The sequence below is a fragment of the Mycobacterium sp. genome (genome assembly GCF_965229265.1).
GTDB lineage: Bacteria > Actinomycetota > Actinomycetes > Mycobacteriales > Mycobacteriaceae > Mycobacterium.
Map to the genome: position 1 here is coordinate 837,432 of NZ_CBDDIY010000012.1, position 17,648 is coordinate 855,079.

The 17,648-nt window shown below is 68.8% G+C and carries 11 protein-coding genes; 6 read left to right on the top strand and 5 right to left on the bottom strand.

The window, feature by feature from the left end:
* Window position 1 precedes the first annotated feature (1 nt).
* The 6 genes from ADBZ9K_RS21830 (at window position 2) to ADBZ9K_RS21855 (ending at window position 13,698) form a co-directional block, all read left to right on the top strand.
* Window positions 2-1,816, top strand: a complete 1,815-nt coding sequence (locus tag ADBZ9K_RS21830) for an arabinofuranosyltransferase (protein ID WP_526624314.1) — start codon at window positions 2-4, stop codon at window positions 1,814-1,816.
* Entirely contained in the window at window positions 1,813-5,046 is a 3,234-nt protein-coding gene (locus tag ADBZ9K_RS21835) for an arabinosyltransferase domain-containing protein (RefSeq protein ID WP_526624093.1), read from the top strand. Before ADBZ9K_RS21830 ends, ADBZ9K_RS21835 begins: the two co-directional genes overlap by 4 nt.
* Window positions 5,047-5,135: 89 nt before the next feature.
* Window positions 5,136-8,405 (top strand): arabinosyltransferase domain-containing protein, encoded by a 3,270-nt coding sequence (locus tag ADBZ9K_RS21840; protein ID WP_526624095.1) that lies wholly within the window; start codon window positions 5,136-5,138, stop codon window positions 8,403-8,405.
* A gap of 8 nt (window positions 8,406-8,413) precedes the next feature.
* On the top strand, window positions 8,414-11,653 hold the full coding sequence (locus ADBZ9K_RS21845) for an arabinosyltransferase domain-containing protein (RefSeq protein WP_526624097.1): 3,240 nt from the start codon (window positions 8,414-8,416) through the stop codon (window positions 11,651-11,653).
* A gap of 38 nt (window positions 11,654-11,691) precedes the next feature.
* Entirely contained in the window at window positions 11,692-13,191 is a 1,500-nt protein-coding gene (locus ADBZ9K_RS21850) for an amino acid permease (RefSeq protein ID WP_526624098.1), read from the top strand.
* Between the two features lie 168 nt (window positions 13,192-13,359).
* Window positions 13,360-13,698: a hypothetical protein gene (locus ADBZ9K_RS21855; protein ID WP_526624100.1), complete on the top strand. Its 339-nt coding sequence runs from the start codon at window positions 13,360-13,362 to the stop codon at window positions 13,696-13,698.
* A gap of 9 nt (window positions 13,699-13,707) precedes the next feature.
* Here ADBZ9K_RS21855 and ADBZ9K_RS21860 read toward each other — a convergent pair whose 3' ends face one another.
* The 5 genes from ADBZ9K_RS21860 to ADBZ9K_RS21880 all read right to left on the bottom strand — a co-directional run bounded on the left by ADBZ9K_RS21860 (window position 13,708) and on the right by ADBZ9K_RS21880 (window position 17,522).
* On the bottom strand, window positions 13,708-14,997 hold the full coding sequence (locus ADBZ9K_RS21860) for a serine/threonine-protein kinase (RefSeq protein WP_526624102.1): 1,290 nt from the start codon (window positions 14,995-14,997) through the stop codon (window positions 13,708-13,710).
* A 29-nt stretch (window positions 14,998-15,026) separates the two neighbouring features.
* On the bottom strand, window positions 15,027-15,446 hold the full coding sequence (locus tag ADBZ9K_RS21865; RefSeq protein ID WP_526624103.1) for an RDD family protein: 420 nt from the start codon (window positions 15,444-15,446) through the stop codon (window positions 15,027-15,029).
* Between the two features lie 18 nt (window positions 15,447-15,464).
* A complete protein-coding gene (locus ADBZ9K_RS21870) occupies window positions 15,465-15,854 on the bottom strand; it encodes a hypothetical protein (protein WP_526624104.1) in 390 nt (129 codons plus the stop codon).
* A 28-nt stretch (window positions 15,855-15,882) separates the two neighbouring features.
* Window positions 15,883-16,521, bottom strand: a complete 639-nt coding sequence (gene mspA, locus ADBZ9K_RS21875) for a porin MspA (RefSeq protein WP_526624105.1) — start codon at window positions 16,519-16,521, stop codon at window positions 15,883-15,885.
* A gap of 248 nt (window positions 16,522-16,769) precedes the next feature.
* Window positions 16,770-17,522 (bottom strand): SCO6745 family protein, encoded by a 753-nt coding sequence (locus ADBZ9K_RS21880; RefSeq protein WP_526624107.1) that lies wholly within the window; start codon window positions 17,520-17,522, stop codon window positions 16,770-16,772.
* Window positions 17,523-17,648 lie beyond the last annotated feature (126 nt).

Genomic DNA, 17,648 nt, shown 5'->3' on the forward strand with positions numbered 1-17,648 from the left:
GATGATCGCGGCAGTCGCGGTAGCCGTGACGATCTCGGTCGTCGCGTTGATTGCGATATCCCGCGTCCAATGGCCCGCCTACCCGTCGTCCAACCAGCTGCACGCGTTGACCACCGTCGGCCAGGTCGGCTGCCTGGTTGTGCTGCTGGGCACGGGATTCCTGTGGCGCCGGGGCCGGAAGTGGGCCGCCCGGCTAGCTGCCTCGGCAGTGCTGTCCGCCTTCACGGTGGTCACGCTGGGGATGCCACTGGGCGCGACCCGGCTCTACCTGTTCGGTATCTCGGTGGACCAGCAGTTCCGGACCGAATACCTCACCCGACTCACCGCGAGCCCGGCGCTGCACGACATGACCTATTCGGGTCTGCCGCCGTTCTACCCGCCGGGTTGGTTCTGGATCGGCGGGCGGGCCGCCGCCCTCACCGGCACCCCCGCCTGGGAGATGTTCAAGCCGTGGGCGATCACGTCCATCGCGATCGCGGTGGTGCTGGCGATGGTGCTGTGGTCGGCTTTGGTCCGCTTCGAATACGCACTGATCGTCACCACCGCCACCGCGGCGGTCACGATCGCCTACGGCTCACCGGAGCCCTACGCCGCGATGATCACCGTCCTGATCCCGCCGGTGCTGGTGCTCGCGTGGTCGGGACTGCGCGGCGGGGAGCGCCGAGGCGGCTGGGCCGCCGTCATCGGCGTCGGCCTGTTCCTCGGCATCGCCGCCACCTTCTACACGCTGCTGCTGGCCTACACCGCGTTCACCCTCGTCGTGATGGCCGTCATCGTCGCGATCGCACGGCGCAGCCTCGAACCGCTGCTCCGTCTGACGGTGATCGGCGTGCTCGCCGTGGCCGTCGCGCTGATCACCTGGCTGCCGTTCCTGCTGCGGGCGACCCGCGGGCCACTCAGCGGCACCGGCAGCGCAAACCACTACCTGCCCGCCGACGGCGCAGTGCTGACGTTCCCGATGCTGCAGTTCTCGCTGCTCGGGGCGCTGTGCATGCTCGGCGCACTGTGGCTGGTCTGGCGGGCCCGCTCTTCAACGAGGGCCGCGGCCCTGGGCATCGGGGTGCTGTCGGTGTACGCCTGGTCGTTACTGTCGATGCTGACCACCCTGGCCGGCACCACGCTGCTGTCCTTCCGGCTACAGCCGACGCTGACCGTGCTGCTGTCCGCTGCCGGGGTGTTCGGCTTCATCGAGGTCGCGCTGGCAATCGCTGCCCGCACCAACCGCAAGGTCATCCCGGTGGCCGCCGCGATCGGACTCATCGGGGCGATCGGGTTCAGCCAGGACATCCCCGACGTCTTGCGCCCGGATCTGACGGTCGCCTACACCGACACCGACGGCTACGGCCAGCGCGGCGACCGCCGCCCACCCGGCGCCGAGAAGTACTACCCCGAGGTCGACGCCGCCATCCGGCACGCCACCGGTAAACCGCGGGAGCAGACCGTCGTAATGACCACCGACTACAGCTTCCTGTCGTACTACCCCTATTACGGGTTCCAGGGCCTGACGTCGCACTACGCCAACCCACTGGCCCAGTTCGACAAGCGGGCCGCCGCCATCGAATCCTGGGCCGACCTGAAGAACGCCGACCAGCTGGTCAAGGCGCTCGATGCGCTGCCATGGCCGCCACCGACGGTGTTCGTGATGCGCCGCGGTGCCAACGACACCTACACCCTGCGGCTGGCCCAAGACGTCTACCCCAACCAGCCCAACGTGCGGCGCTACACCGTCGACCTCGACGCCAATCTGTTCACCGGCCCGCACTTCACCGTCACGACCATCGGGCCCTTCGTCGTGGCCATCCGGAACAGCCAGTGACGGCAGGCCAATTACCATCTAGCTCCGTGGAGCAGACGCGGGCGAACTACCGGATCGCCCGTATCGTCGCCGTCGTCGCCGGCCTGCTGGGCGCGGCACTGGCGATCCTGACCCCGTTCCTGCCGGTCAAACAGACCACCGCGGAGCTGAACTGGCCGCAAAACGGCGTTCTCAGCAGCGTCACGGCGCCGCTGATCAGTTACGTGGCAACCGATCTGACGACCAGCGTGCCGTGCAGTGCGGCGGCCGGACTCGACGGCCCCGGCAAGACGGTCCTGCTGTCGACGGTGCCCAAACAGGCACCCAAAGCCGTCGACCGCGGCCTGCTGATCCAGCGCACCGACAAGGACCTGGTCGTCGTCGTCCGCAATACCCCGGTCGTGGTGGCCCCACTGTCCCAGGTGCTCAGCCCGGCCTGCCAACGACTGACGTTCACCGCGCACGCCGATCGGGTGACCGCCGAATTCGTCGGCCTCACCCAGGGGCCCGACAGCGACGACCCGGGCGCGCCGCTGAAGGGTGAGCGCAGCGGCTACGACTTCCGCCCCCAGATCGTGGGCGTCTTCACCGACCTGTCCGGGCCCGCCCCCGAAGGACTGCGCCTATCGGCCACCATCGACACCCGCTACAGCAGTGCGCCGACGGCGCTGAAGATGGTGGCGATGGTGCTCGGCGTGGTCCTGACCATCGCCGCGCTCATCGCCCTGCACATCATGGACACCGCCGATGGAGTGCGGCATCGGCGATTCCTGCCGCCGCGGTGGTGGTCGGTGAGCGCGCTGGACGGGGTGGTGCTGGCGGTCCTGGTGTGGTGGCATTTCGTCGGCGCCAACACCTCCGACGACGGCTACATCCTGACCATGGCCCGGGTATCCGAACACGCCGGCTACATGGCCAACTACTACCGCTGGTTTGGCACCCCCGAAGCCCCGTTCGGCTGGTACTACGACCTGCTGGCGCTGTGGGCCCACGTGTCGACCGCGAGCGTCTGGATGCGACTTCCGACGCTGGTGATGGCGCTCGCGTGCTGGTGGATCATCAGCCGCGAGGTCATCCCCCGGCTCGGCCACGCCGTCAAGACCACCCCCGCGGCGGCATGGACGGCGGCAGGCATGTTCCTGGCGTTCTGGCTGCCGCTGAACAACGGCCTGCGGCCCGAACCGATCATCGCGATCGGCATCCTGCTGACCTGGATCTGCGTAGAGCGCGGCGTCGCCACCAGCCGCCTGCTGCCGGTCGCCTTCGCGTGCATCGTCGGCGCGCTGACCCTGTTCTCCGGCCCGACCGGAATCGCCTCGATCGGCGCCCTGCTGGTGGCCATCGGGCCACTGCGCACGATCCTGCACCGCCGTTCCCGCCAGTTCGGGCTGCTGCCCCTGCTGGCGCCCATCCTGGCCGCCGCGACCGTCACGATCATCCTGATCTTCCGCGACCAAACCCTGGTCGGCGAGGTCCAGGCCAACATGCTCAAGTCCGCCGTCGGACCCAGCCTGAGCTGGTTCGACGAGCACATCCGCTACGAACGCCTGTTCATGGCCAGCCCGGACGGGTCGGTCGCGCGCCGGTTCGCGGTGCTGGCTCTGCTCGTCGCACTGGCGGTGTCGGTGGCGATGATCCTGCGCCGCGGGCACATCCCGGGCACCGCGGCCGGCCCCAGCCGTCGCATCATCGGGATCACCATCATCTCGTTCATCGCGATGATGTTCACCCCGACCAAATGGACCCACCACTTCGGCGTCTTCGCCGGCCTGGCCGGATCGCTGGGTGCGCTGGCCGCCGTCGCGGTGACGGCGCACGTTCTGCGATCCCGGCGAAACCGGGCGATGTTCGCCGCAGTGGTGCTGTTCATCACCGCCCTGTCGTTCGCCAGCGTCAACGGCTGGTGGTATGTCTCCAACTTCGGTGTCCCGTGGTCGAACCAGTTCCCGGAGTGGCACTTCGGTTTCACCACGATGCTGCTCGGGCTGACGCTGCTGGCCCTGCTGCTCGCCGCGTGGTTCCACTTCTCCGGACGCGACGACGGGCCCGGCGACCAGCGCCGGTGGTGGTCCGGCCTGGTCGGGTCGCCGTTGGCGGTCGTGGCCTGGCTGCTGGTCGTGTTCGAGGTGCTGTCGCTGACGCTGGGCATGACCGACCAATGGCCAGCCTGGTCGGTCGGCCGGTCGAACCTGCAGGCGCTGACCGGCAAGACGTGCGGGCTGGCCGACGACGTCCTGGTCGAAGAGAACCCCAACGCCGGCATGCTCGCCCCCATCGGGGTGCCTGTCGGGGGCGCACTCGGAGCGGTGACCGCCGAGGCGTTCACCCCGAGCGGGGTGCCCGCCGATATCTCGGCCGACCCGGTGATGGAGCCACCGGGCGGCGGCAGCCTGGCCGGCAACGACGACGGCGTGGCCACCAGCAGCGAGGCCGGCACCGAGGGCGGCACGACCGCCGCGGGCGGCGTCAACGGGTCTCGCGCCCGACTGCCCTACGGGCTCGACCCGGCGCAAACGCCGGTGATGGGCAGCTGGCGCTCGGGTGTGCAGCAGCCCGCTCAGCTGCGCTCGGCGTGGTACCGGCTGCCGGCCGATTGGACCTCCTCGCCGCTGCTGGTCGTATCCGCCGCTGGTCGGTTCGACCAGGGTGAGGTGCGGGTGCAGTGGGCGACCGACCAACAGGCCGCCGAGGGCAAGCCCGCCGGCTCGATCGGCTTCGCCGACATCGGTGCGGCACCGGCGTGGCGCAACCTGCGGGCCCCGCTGGCCGCGATCCCCCGCACCGCCACCCAGATCCGCATCGTGGCCATCGACGACGACCTGGCCCCCCAGCACTGGATTGCGGTGACCCCGCCGCGCATCCCGAAGCTGCGCACCTTGCAGGAGGTCGTCGGCTCCCAGGATCCGGTGCTGCTGGACTGGCTGGTCGGCCTGGCGTTCCCATGCCAGCGGCCCTTCGGCCACCAGTACGGCGTCATCGAACCGCCGAAGTGGCGGATCCTGCCGGACCGGTTCGGCGCGGAGGCCAACTCCCCGGTCATGGACAACATCGGCGGCGGACCGCTGGGCATCAGCGAGCTGCTGTACCGCGCGACCACGGTGCCGACCTACCTCAAGGACAACTGGTTCCGCGACTGGGGCGCCCTGCAGCGGCTCAACCCGTTCTATCCGAACGCACAGCCCGCCCGCCTGGACCTCGGCACGGCCACTCGTAGCGGCCTCTGGAGCCCGGCCCCCCTGCGACCGACGTAACCAATCCCGGCGGCAATCCCGTCTCGAATCGCGGTACCGCCCGCAGGCCTTCCGAGCCGACTCAACTTCGTCGCCTACCATCGAGCCTCGTGCCCAGCGACAGAGCGGACTCGCCCCGGATCGCGCGGCTGGTCGCCGTCGTCGCAGGAATCCTGGGCGTGCTGCTGTGCGCGCTGGTGCCGCTGCTGCCGGTCACACAGACCACGGCCGCCATTCAGTGGCCGCAGGCGCCCGGCGCCGACGGCATGGTCAGCGACGTCACCGCACCCCTGGTCTCGGGCGCCCCACAGTCGCTCGACGTCTCGATCCCCTGCGCAGCGATCGCGACGCTGCCCGCCGACGGCGGCCTGGTGTTCTCGACGATTCCGCCGGCCGGGATCGACGCCAGCCGCAACGGGCTGTTCGTCCGGGCCAACAACGCCACCGTCGTCGTCGCCTTCCGCGACACCGTGGCCGCGGTCGCGCCGCGTCCGGCGATCGCGGCGGGCGCCTGCAGCGACCTGCACATCTGGGCCGGGCCCGGCGGTGTCGGTGCCGACTTCGCCGGCATCCCCGGCGCGACGGGCACCCTCGCGCCCGAGAAGAAGCCGCAGGTCGCGGGGATCTTTACCGATCTGAGAGTGCCTGCCCAACCTGGCCTGTCGGCCCGGGTGGACATCGACACCCGCTTCATCACCAACCCGACCGCCCTCAAGATCGCGGTGATGGTCCTGGGCGTCGTCTGCGTGGTGGCCTCGCTGATCGCGTTGGCGGTGCTGGACCGGAATTCCGGTCGGCGCCTTCAGGGGGCATGGCGACGCTTCCTGCGCGTCGGGGTGTCGACCTGGCTGGCCGACGTCGGCGTGATCGGCACCCTTCTGTTGTGGCATGTCGTCGGCGCGATTTCCTCCGACGACGGCTACAACCTCACGATCGCCCGGGTGTCCGGGGAGGCCGGCTATACCGCGAATTACTTCCGCTTCTTCGGCGCGACCGAGGCACCCTTCGACTGGTATCAGTCGGTGCTCGCCCAGCTCGCCGCGATCAGCACCGCCGGGGTGTGGATGCGGCTGCCCGCCACCGCCGCCGGCATCGCCACCTGGCTGATTCTGAGCCGCTGTGTCCTGCCGCGGCTGGGCCGGCGGCTGGCGAACAACCGCGTTGCGGTCTGGACGGCCGGTGCGGTGTTCCTCGCGGCCTGGCTGCCGTTCAACAACGGGCTGCGCCCCGAGCCCCTGATCGCCTTCGGCGCCCTGGCGGCCTGGATCCTGGTGGAGAACGCCATCAGCACCCGCCGGCTGGTCCCGGCTGCCGTCGCGATCATCATCGCGGCGTTCAGCGTGACCCTGGCCCCGCAAGGGCTGATCGCCATCGCGCCGCTTCTCGTGGGTGCGCGGGCCATTGCCGGGGTGATCCGGGCCCGCCGCGCCACCGACGGCCTGCTGGCGCCGCTGGCAGCGCTGGCGGCGTCGCTGTCGGTCATCTTCGTGGTCGTCTTCCGCGACCAGACCCTGGCCACCGTCGCCGAGTCGGCCCGCATCAAATACGTCGTCGGCCCGACGATCGCCTGGTACCAGGATTTCCTGCGCTACTACTTCCTGACCGTCGAAGACAACGTCGAAAGCTCGCTCACCCGTCGCTTCGCGGTTCTGGTCATGCTGCTATGCCTGTTCGGCATGCTGGCGGTGCTGCTGCGCCGCGGCCGGGTGCCCGGGGTCTCAGGAGGACCGGTGTGGCGGCTGATCGGCAGCACCGCGATCGGCCTGCTGCTGCTCACCTTCACCCCCACCAAGTGGGCTGTTCAGTTCGGCGCATTCGCCGGCCTGGCCGGCGCGCTCGGCGGGGTGACGGCCTTCGCGTTCGCCCGGGTGGGACTGCACAACCGGCGCAACCTCGCGCTGTGGGTGACTGCACTGCTGTTCGTGCTGGCGTGGGCGACCTCGGGTATCAACGGGTGGTTCTATGTCGGCAACTACGGCGTGCCCTGGTTCGACCGCCAGCCGGTGATCGCCCACCAGCCGGTGACCACGATGTTCCTCGCGCTGGCCATCCTGACCGGCCTGCTGGCCGGCTGGCTGCACTTCCGGATGGACTACACCGGGCACACCGAGGTCAAGAACACCCGGCGCAACCGAGTGCTGGCCTCCACACCGCTGCTGGTGGTAGCGGTCATCATGGTGCTGCTCGAGGTCGGCTCGATGACCAAGGCCTTCGTCCAGCGCTATCCCGTCTACACGACCGCCAAGGCCAACGTGTCGGCGCTGACGTCAGGCCTGTCCTCGGCCAGCTGCGCGATGGCCGACGACGTCCTCGTCGAGCCCGACCCCAATGCCGGGATGCTGCAACCGGTTCCGGGCCAGAAGTGGGGCCAGTACGGCCCGCTGGGCGGGGAGAACCCGATCGGCTTCACCCCCAACGGCATCAACGACACCCTCGAGCCGGCCGAACCGTTCGTGGCCAACCCCGGAACCGTCAACTCCGACGGCTCCCCCAACAAGCCCAACGTCGGCATCGCCTATGCGGCGGGCACCGGCGGCGGCTACGGGCCGGTCGGGGTGAACGGCTCGCGGGTGTTCCTGCCGTTCGGCCTCGACCCCAAGACCACGCCGGTGATGGGCAGCTCCGGCGAGAACACCGTTGCGGCCAAGGCCACCTCGGCCTGGTACCAGCTGCCCCCGCGGACCCCGGACCGCCCGCTGGTCACCGTCGCGGCCGCCGGGGCGATCTGGTTCTACGACGAAGAGGGCCAGTTCAACTACGGCCAGTCACTCAAACTGCAGTGGGGCGTGCAGCGCCCGGACGGCAGCTTCCAGGCGCTCAACTCCGTGCAGCCCATCGACGTCATCGCCCAAAAGGCTTGGCGTAACCTGCGGTTCCCGCTCGCCTGGGCGCCGCCGGAGGCCAACGTGGCGCGTATCGTCGCCGACGACCCGAACCTGAGCACCGACCAGTGGTTCGGCTTCACCCCGCCGCGGGTGCCGGTGCTGGAGACCGCCCAGCAGTTCCTGGGGTCGCAGACTCCGGTGATGATGGACATCGCCACCGCCGCGAATTTCCCATGCCAGCGCCCGTTCTCGGAGCATCTCGGCGTCGCCGAGCTGCCCGAGTACCGGATCCTTCCCAACCTCAAGCAGGTGGTGGTGTCAAGCAACATGTGGCTATCCGCCCGCGCCGGCGGTCCGTTCCTGTTCATCCAGGGACTGCTGACGACGTCGACGGTGCCGACCTACCTGCGCGGCGACTGGTATCGCGACTGGGGTGCCATCGAGCGGTACATCCGCCTGGTGCCGCCCACGCAGGCACCCGACGCCGTCATCGACCAGGGCTCCACGACCGTGTTCGGGTGGAGCCGTAGCGGACCGATCCGGGCCTTGCCATGAAAGGGGCCATGACACAGACGCTCGCGGCCAATGACCGCGATTCGGCCCGCGACGTGACCATCACCCGCTGGGTGGCCACCGTCGCCGGCCTGCTCGGCTTCGTGCTGTCGGTGTTGACGCCGCTGCTGCCGGTGGTGCAGACCACCGCGACGCTGAACTGGCCGCAGGGTGGCCAGTTCAGCAATGTGACGGCACCGCTGATCTCCCAGGCGCCGGTGTCGTTGACCGCGACCGTGCCCTGCGAGGTGATCCGGTCCATGCCACCCGAGGGCGGCCTGGTGCTGGGGCTGGCGCCGAAGAAAGGCAAAGAGGCGGCGCTGAATTCGCTGTTCGTCACCGTCAGCGCGCAGCGTGTCGACATCACCGACCGCAATGTCGTGGTGGCCAGCGTGCCGCGGTCCCGCATCGGCGGGTGCTCGCGGATCGAGATCACCTCGAACACCGACGGGACGTTCGCCACGTTTGTCGGGCTCGGCGGGCAGGAGCGAAGCGACTCGGGGAGTGACACCGATCCGGCCACCGGCAAGGAACTGCGCAGCGGATTCGCCGACCCGAACCTGCGTCCCGCGATCGTCGGGGTGTTCACCGACCTGACCGGACCCGCACCGCCCGGACTGAGCGTCTCGGCGACGATCGACACCCGGTTCTCCACCAAGCCAACGGCTTTGAAGCTCGCCGCGATGCTGCTGGCGATGGCCGCCACGGTGATCGCCGTGGTGGCGCTGTGGCGGCTGGACCGGCTCGACGGGCACCGCATGCACAGCTGGATCCCGCAGCGCTGGCGGACGTTCACCGCCGTCGACGTCACCGTGGTGGCCGGCTTCCTGATCTGGCATGTGATGGGCGCCAACTCCTCCGACGACGGCTACATCCTGCAGATGGCCCGCGTCGCCGACCACGCCGGCTACATGTCGAACTACTTCCGCTGGTTCGGCAGCCCCGAGGATCCGTTCGGCTGGTTCTACAACGTGCTGGCGCTGATGACCCACGTCAGCGACGCCAGTATCTGGATGCGCCTGCCGGACTTGATCTGTGCCCTGGTGTGCTGGCTGCTGCTGTCCCGCGAGGTGCTGCCGCGGCTGGGGCCGGCCGTCGTCGCCAGCCGGCCCGCGCTGTGGGCCGCCGGGCTGGTGCTGATGGCGGCGTGGATGCCGTTCAACAACGGCCTGCGCCCGGAGGGCCAGATCGCCACCGGCGCGCTGATCACCTACGTGCTCATCGAGCGGGCCATCATCTCGGGGCGACTCACCCCCGCCGCGTTGGCCATCATCAGCGCCGCGTTCACCCTGGGCATCCAGCCCACCGGACTGATCGCGGTGGCGGCACTGCTCGCCGGCGGCCGCCCGATCCTGCGGATCCTGGTGCGCCGGCGCGCCGTGGTGGGCACCTGGCCGCTGGTGGCCCCGCTGCTGGCGGCGGGCACCATCATCCTGACCGTCGTCTTCGCCGACCAGACGCTGGCAACGGTGTTGGAGGCGACCAGGATTCGCACCGACATCGGACCGAGCCAGGCCTGGTACACCGAGAACCTGCGCTACTACTACCTGTTCCTGCCGACGGTGGACGGCTCGCTGTCGCGGCGGTTCGGTTTCTTCATCACCGCGCTGTCGCTGTTCACCTCGATGTTCATCATCCTGCGCCGCAAGCGCATCCCGGGCGTCGCCCGTGGACCGGCGTGGCGGTTGATGGGCGTGATCTTCGCGACGATGTTCTTCCTGATGTTCACCCCCACCAAGTGGGTGCACCACTTCGGCCTGTTCGCCGCCGTGGGCGCGGCAATGGCGGCGCTGGCCACCGTCCTGGTCTCCCGCACGGTGCTGCGCTGGTCGCGCAACCGGATGGCCGTCGTCACCGCGGTGTGCTTCGTGCTCGCGCTGTGCTTCGCCACCACCAACGGCTGGTGGTACGTCTCCAGCTATGGCGTGCCGTTCAACAACGCGATGCCCCGCATCGCTGGAATAACCGTCAGCACACTGTTTTTCGCGCTCTTTGCCCTGTCGGCGATCTACACGGTCTGGCTGCACTTCAACAGCCGCGACCACGGCGAAGGCCGCTTCGCCCGCGCGGTCACCGCCGCACCGATCCCACTGGCAGCCGGCTTCATGGTGCTGGTCTTCGTCGCCTCGATGGCCGCCGGCGTGGTGCGTCAGTACCCGACCTATTCCAATGCCTGGGCCAACCTCCGGTCGTTCTCCGGCGGGTGCGGGCTGGCCGACGACGTGCTGGTCGAGCCGGATTCCAACGCCGGATTCCTCACCCCACTGCCCGGCGACTACGGCCCCCTGGGGCCGTTGGGCGGTACCAACCCCGTCGGCTTCACCCCGAATGGCCTGCCGGAACACATTGTCGCCGAAGCGATTCGGATGACCAACCCGCAGCCGGGCACCGACTACGACTGGGATCAACCGATCAAGCTCGACGCCCCCGGCGTCAACGGCTCGACGGTTCCGCTGCCCTACGGCCTGGACCCGAACCGCGTTGCGCTGGCCGGCAGCTATGCCGCGGGCCCGCAGCAGGAAGCGATCCTCAACTCGGCGTGGTACCAACTGCCGCCGCAGGACGACGGTCACCCGCTGGTGGTCGTCACCGCCGCGGGCACCATCGCCGGGCGCAGCGTGCTCAACGGCTACACCGACGGCCAGGCCGTGGAGCTGGAGTACGCCAAGCCCGGACCCGACGGCGCTCCGGTGCCGGCGGGCCGGGTCAGTCCCTACGATCTAGGACCCGCGCCGTCCTGGCGCAATCTGCGCTTCGCCCGCTCGGAGATACCCGCCGACGCCACCGTGGTGCGGATCGTGGCCACCGACCGCTCCCTCACGCCGGGTGACTGGCTCGCGGTCACCCCGCCCCGGGTCCCCGAGCTGCGGTCGGTACAGGAGTACGTCGGCTCCACCCAACCGGTACTGATGGACTGGGCGGTGGGCCTGGCATTCCCGTGCCAGCAGCCGATGCTGCACGCCAACGGTGTCACCGAAGTGCCGAAGTTCCGGATCACCCCGGACTACACCGCCAAGAAGCAGGACACCGACACCTGGGAGGACGGCCGCAACGGTGGCCTGCTCGGCATTACCGACCTTTTGCTGCGCGCCCAGGTGATGTCGACGTACCTGTCCCATGACTGGGGCCGCGACTGGGGCTCGCTGCGCAGGTTCGACAGCATCGTGGAGGCCCAGCCCGCGCAAATCGACCTGGCCACGGGCACCCGGAGTGGACTGTGGAAGCCAGGCCCGATCCGAATCAAGCCGTAGATCCGCCCCTGTGACGTTTGCTGTGACAGAATCCGCTGATGGCTGACGACGCGGCGATCATCGACCCCTTGATGCACGGCCTCCGGGCAAAGGGACTCAAGAAGGGATCGGTGTCCCTCGTCGGCGCGGTCGCGATCGGTTTGGCGGCCACCGCACCGGCCTATTCGCTGACCGGCGCGCTGGGGCACGGCGCGGCCGAGTCCGGTTACCAACTGCCGATCGTCTTCGTGCTCGCCGTCATCCCGATGTACTTCGTGGCGCTGGCCTACAAGCACCTCACCGACGCCGCCCCAGATGCCGGCACCGTGTTCACCTGGGGGTCGAAAGCCATCAGCACGCACATCGGCTGGATGGGCGGCTTCGCGCTGATGCTGTCGAGCATCCTGGCCGGCGTGGGCGCCGCCGGGATCCTGACCAACGCCGCCGCGGTATTGCTCGGGATGGACGAATCGCCGGTGTGGTTCGACCTGATCGTGGCCACCGCGTTCATCCTGATGACAACCTGGCTGGTAGCCCGCGGCGCCGAGGAATCCTCGCGCACCACTCTCATCCTGACGATCGTTCAGTACGGCGGGTTGGCCCTGTTCGCGGTCATCATGCTGATCGCGGTCTTCCGCGGGCAGCAGAGCCCGACCGCGGTGTCGGTCTCCTGGGAATGGTTCAACCCGTTCGCCATCCGCGACTTCAGCGGCCTACTGGGCGGCTTCCTGGTGGCGATCTTCATCTTCTGGGGTTTCGACGCCTCGCTGGCGATGTCCGAGGAGACGTCGGGGACCTCGGCGCAGGCCGGCCGCAGTGGGGTGACCGCGATCCTGATCACCGTCGCCACCTACGTGATCTTCAGCGTGGCGGCACTGGCCTACGCGGGGATCGACGAAAGCAGCGCGACGAGCCTGACCAACCCGGACAACATCGACGACGTCTTCACCACGCTGGCCGGGCAGTCGATAGGCGAGCGGGGCGCTCTGGTCGCGGCACTGGTGGTCGGGCTGTCGGCGTTCTCGGCGACGATGTCCACCGTCATGCCGACGGCTCGCGGGTTGCTGTCGATGGCGACCTACAAGGCGCTGCCGAGCCGGTTCGCCTCGGTCGACGCCGTCAGCCAGTCCCCCAAGTACGCGACCTGGGTGATCGGGCTGACCAGCCTGGCGATCTATTGCACCCTGGACCTGATCAGCGACAGTGTCGTCGAGGATTCGGTGTACAGCGTCGGGATCGCCATCATGGCCTACTACTCCGTGGTGGCGATCTCCTCGGTGGTCTACTTCTGGCGCACCGCTTTTCGCTCCTGGCGCACCGCCATGGGACAGGTGGTACTGCCCGCCATCGGGGCGCTGATCCTGATTCCGGTGGGCATCGTCGAGGCCTACCAGATGGCTGATCCCGATACCGGGTCGGGAGGATCGATCCTGGGCATCGGCACCGCGTTCGTGGTCGGAGTGCTCGGGTTGGCCGTCGGCGCGGTGCTCATGATCGTGTGGAACCTGCGGTCCCCGGCCTTCTTCCGCGGTCAGACGCTGCCGAAAGAGCGCACCTAACGCCCTGGTCGTCAAAGGCGTTGAATGAGAACTGTTTTCACTCTGTTACCGAATGCTCAGTCCGCGCCCACTCGCCGCACAGCGCGCACAAATCAGAGCTTCATAGCGTTGCTACTGGACGAACTTCCCGCATCGCGGGATTGCCCAAGCAACGAAACGGAGATGACGATGAACCTCAAACGCCTGGTGTACGCCTCGACAGCGGCGGTCGGCGTGGGCGCTGCCGGACTGTTCGGCCTCGGTATCGGCACCGCGAGCGCCGATCCTGGCCAGCCGTGCGGTGGGCCGAATGCTCCGACGTGCCAGCAGGGTCCGAACAACGGACCCGGCAATGGTCCGAACAACGGTCCGGGCAACGGTCCCGGCGGCTGGCAGCAGCGCGGCATCGACCAGGGCCGCCAAGACCACCAGCCGTTCGACTACAACGGCCAGCAGGTCCAGCCGATGCCGGCCGGTAACGGCCAGGGCTGGGGCTTCTGGTTCCTGGGCCAGTGGATCCCGCTGTGATGAGCGCGATTAGGGATGGGCTGCCGCGGACTGCGAATCGCTGAGTAACTGCTCGGGCTGCAGTGACCATACGGTGGTCTGGGCCCCGGGGTTGGCGTGCGCGCAGTAGGCGGGCGCACCGGCCTCGCTGACCGCGGCCGCTCCCATCACCGCGCAGTTGGCGCCGATCACCACGACGGGAAGGTCCATCCGGCCGGCGACCGCCGGCGGTGGCGGCGAGGCATGCGGCACCTCGGCGGTGGCGGTGGTGCGCACGTCGCGGTGCCCGAACAGCAGCGACAGCCCGGCGGCCGCACCCGCCACGACGACAACGGCGCCCAGGATCGCCGGAATCAACAACCGTCGGCGGCGCGACGACCCGGACTCCGGCTTGGCATGACGGGCGCCTGCCGTCTTCTTCGACCGCCCCGCGGCCGGCGCGGCCGTCGTCACCCCGACCGCGCCACACTGACGTTCAGCCGATCCCAGTCCACGCTCCAAATCCCGCGCGAAGTCGACACAACGCGGGTAGCGGTCGCCGGCATCCTTGGCCAGTGCCTTAGCGAAAATCGGCGCCAGTCCGGCCAATTCGGGCCGCTTCGACCCGATAGCGGGCGGCTCGGAGCTCAGGTGCTGGCTGATCACGATCGCCGGATTGGTGTGCTGGAACGGCGGCATGCCGGTCAACAGGTGATACGCGGTCGCAGCCAGTGCGTACTGATCGGCGTGACCGTCGATGTCCTCGCCCTTGAGTTGCTCGGGCGCGGCGTACGCCACCGTGCCGACGGTCATGTTGGTTCCGGTCAGCCCGCTGGCCTGGCCCATCCACCGGGCGATCCCGAAGTCCGCCAGCATGACCCGCTCGTCTCCCGAGCCGGGAACGCCGAGCAGGATGTTGGCCGGTTTGATGTCGCGATGCAGCAGGCCGCGGCCGTGGGCGTAGTCGAGCGCCTGGGCTACCCCGGTGATGATCCGCACCACCTCGTCGGGCGGCATCCCGTACGGGTACCGCTCGGCGAGCAGATGGGAGGCGTCGGTGCCGTCGATGTACTCCATCGCGATCCACAGTTTGTCCTCGAACTCACCGCGGTCGTAGATAGTGACGATGTGCGGGTGCGACAGGGTGGCCACCATGTCGGCCTCGAGCCCGAACCGCTGGCGGTATTCGTCATCGCTGCTGACGGCGGAGCCCAGCACTTTGAGCGCGTCATACCGGGGCAGCCGGGGATGCTGAACGAGGTAGACCTCGCCCATTCCGCCCGCCCCGAGCGTCCTCAAGATGGTGTAACCAGCAACAACCTGGCCGTCGGCTAACGGCATTGGGGCATCTTAAGGCGCGAAGGTGTCGTTTATCGAACCGGAGCGCCAGGGGCCGGGCGATCGTAGACGACGCGGCTGCCCAGCACGATGTCCTGCACTGAGCGCCGCTGACGGTCCACCCCCACCCAGAGCAGACCGATCGGAAAGAGCACGCAGGCCACCGCCCGCAACAGCGCGACAGCAACCCGCAGCGGTTCGGCCCGCCGGCCCGTGACCCGGACTCCGAGCAAGACCGCGCCCACCGTGCGACCCGACAGCGTCCAGCACACCGTCAGATACAGCACGGCGACCACGAACGTCACCGCGGAGGAGAAGATCACGGTGAGGGCCGGGAACCGGAAGCCCGCCGGGTTGAGCATCAACGTGGTCAGGACCAACCCCAGATAGAGGGCGCCCATCGTGACGATGACGACCACCATGTCGACCAGCGCCGCCAGGCCCCGCGACACGATCCCCGCATTGTCCACTCAGGTCCCCGGATTCCCCGGCTGCCGACCCAGCATGCGGTCGACGAACCCGGCGACGACGTCGTCGGCGCGGGCGGTCTGGGTGCGCACGTCGGTCATCACCTCGGCGGTGACCGTGCCGGTGGACTCGCGGATGATCGCGGGCAAGTCGACTCCGTCGATCACCGTCTGCGCCAAGCCGATCAGGTCGATTCGGGCGATGATCGCGTCGATGTCGACGTCGGCGACGATCGCGTCGATGTCGACGCGATCACGCACCAGGGCGGTCAAATCGATCTGGTCGAGGACCAGCTCGGTGATCCGGGACAGCGCCGCGACGCCGGTCCGGGTGGCTTCCACCCGGGCGGACCGCAGCCATCCTCCGACCACCGGCAGCCGTTCCCAGAGCACTACGGCATCGTAGTCAGGCCCCGGGCCCTCAGTTCATGTTCCAGGGTTCGCCGTAGGTGGTGACGCTGTCGCCGGCCTTGGAGATCAGCCGGGCGAACGGGCGCAGCAGCACGCCGCCGGCCGCACCGGTCACGGTGCCGTGGGCGTTGGCCACCGCCACCGAGCCGTTGGGGCCCGAGACGTCGACGGAGAAGGTGGCGACTTCCTGGATGCCGGGGCCGTTGCCCAGGTCGGCGCTGATCGAGACACCCGGGAACAGGTTCGGGGTGATCACCGAGCCCAGCGGGTTGAAGCCCGTGGGGGAGATGTCGGCGTCGTCGAGCAGGATGTTGGGCGTGGTGTAGCTGAAGTTGATGCCCACACCCAGCGACCACGGGAAGCCGACCTGGTAGCCCAGCTCCAACGTGCCCGCGAACTCATCGGCACCCGGGCCGACGACGCTGTAGACGGCCTTGCCGGAGTGGAACCACTCCCGGGTCAGCCGGTTGCGGTCCAGGGGGAACACGCCGTTGAGGAAGGTGTCCCACTGCTGAATCGTCATCGTGCGGCCACCGCCGTCAACCAGACTCAGCTCATTGTCCAAACCCGCGTGCGAAGTACCCGATCCGACGAACAACGCCGCGACCGCAGCGATCATCGTCACCAGCACTCGACCGATTAGCTTCATGTTCTCCCTAGGTGCGTCATTCCTGACAATTGCCTGTGAGCATTAGTACCCGGCAGGGTGCCACATCGGCAATCGCGTCGGTAGACCTCCCGCGCCACGGTGCCACGGCACACGGCGTCGGCGACTCTCGACGAAAAGCGGTGTCAGCTGGCCGTTTACCGCGCGCCAGCGGCCACCCACGCAGCTGTGAGAACACTCACGGTTCGCCGTTGACCCCAAGAATCGCCGCGATCCGATCCGGCGGACCGCTACCCGGCCTTCTTGAGAAGGGCCAGCGCGGCGACGCTGAGCCGAGCGAGTTCATCGGTCTCCGCCGGGGTCAGCGCCGTCGCGATGATCTCCCGCATCCGCCGGTTGGTCTGCTCCTCAACGTCGACGTAGCGCCCCTTCTTATCAGCGTCGACCTCGACGTAGGGCGGCTGCCAGCCCATGAAGGCCGCATACTCGGGCCCCTTGCTGATCAGATGCGCCTCGACCGGGCTGAGACCGGAAATCGTCAGGGCATTGAAGTGCACGGCGGCCCGTAGCTCGCGCAGCACGAACATCACCTGGAATGCACGGGCGGCGGCGTCCCCGGCCAGCGGCATGGCCCGCCAGCCCGCGTAGAGCGGCAGGCCAGGTTCCGGGGCGGCGGCGATGATCTTCTCACCGATCTCGGCGATGCGGTCGAGGCCGTCGGCGTCGGCCAGGAATCTGCGACCGAAGTCGGCGACCTGCTCCCAGTAGAGCTGTGCGCTGTTCGGCGCGTCACGCACGGCGACGCCGGCTTCCCAGCAGGCCCGCACCACGTTCGGCTCGAACACGGCGAACACCGCGTTGATCGTGGTGCTGGTGGCCTGGCCCAGCACCCCACCGCGGCCGGCGAAGTACGCGGCGAACGGATCCGGATAGCCAGCCTCGAGACTCTTGGCCACGGTGTCCGGGCTGAGCATGAAAATCGAGACCGCTTCGCCCATCGCGGCTCCAGCGGTGCGGACCGCGTCGGTATCGGTATCTCTCATCGTCTACTCCTCAGGTGCGCCGGGCTGAGTTTACGGACACGCCGTCCACCGGCGAGCCGAATTGGGGCGACCGCTCGCACACCGCGAATTCGTAGCGCTGCCATAGCGGCCACTTACCTCCGCGAC

What these genes read in the sequence shown, in the direction of transcription:
- ADBZ9K_RS21850 (WP_526624098.1), top strand. Translation starts at nt 11,692, where the DNA reads ATGGCTGACGACGCGGCGATCATCGACCCCTTGATGCACGGCCTCCGG.
- ADBZ9K_RS21860 (WP_526624102.1), bottom strand. Translation starts at nt 14,997, where the DNA reads ATGCCGTTAGCCGACGGCCAGGTTGTTGCTGGTTACACCATCTTGAGG.
- ADBZ9K_RS21855 (WP_526624100.1), top strand. Translation starts at nt 13,360, where the DNA reads ATGAACCTCAAACGCCTGGTGTACGCCTCGACAGCGGCGGTCGGCGTG.
- ADBZ9K_RS21880 (WP_526624107.1), bottom strand. Translation starts at nt 17,522, where the DNA reads ATGAGAGATACCGATACCGACGCGGTCCGCACCGCTGGAGCCGCGATG.
- ADBZ9K_RS21845 (WP_526624097.1), top strand. Translation starts at nt 8,414, where the DNA reads ATGACACAGACGCTCGCGGCCAATGACCGCGATTCGGCCCGCGACGTG.
- ADBZ9K_RS21830 (WP_526624314.1), top strand. Translation starts at nt 2, where the DNA reads ATGATCGCGGCAGTCGCGGTAGCCGTGACGATCTCGGTCGTCGCGTTG.
- mspA (WP_526624105.1), bottom strand. Translation starts at nt 16,521, where the DNA reads ATGAAGCTAATCGGTCGAGTGCTGGTGACGATGATCGCTGCGGTCGCG.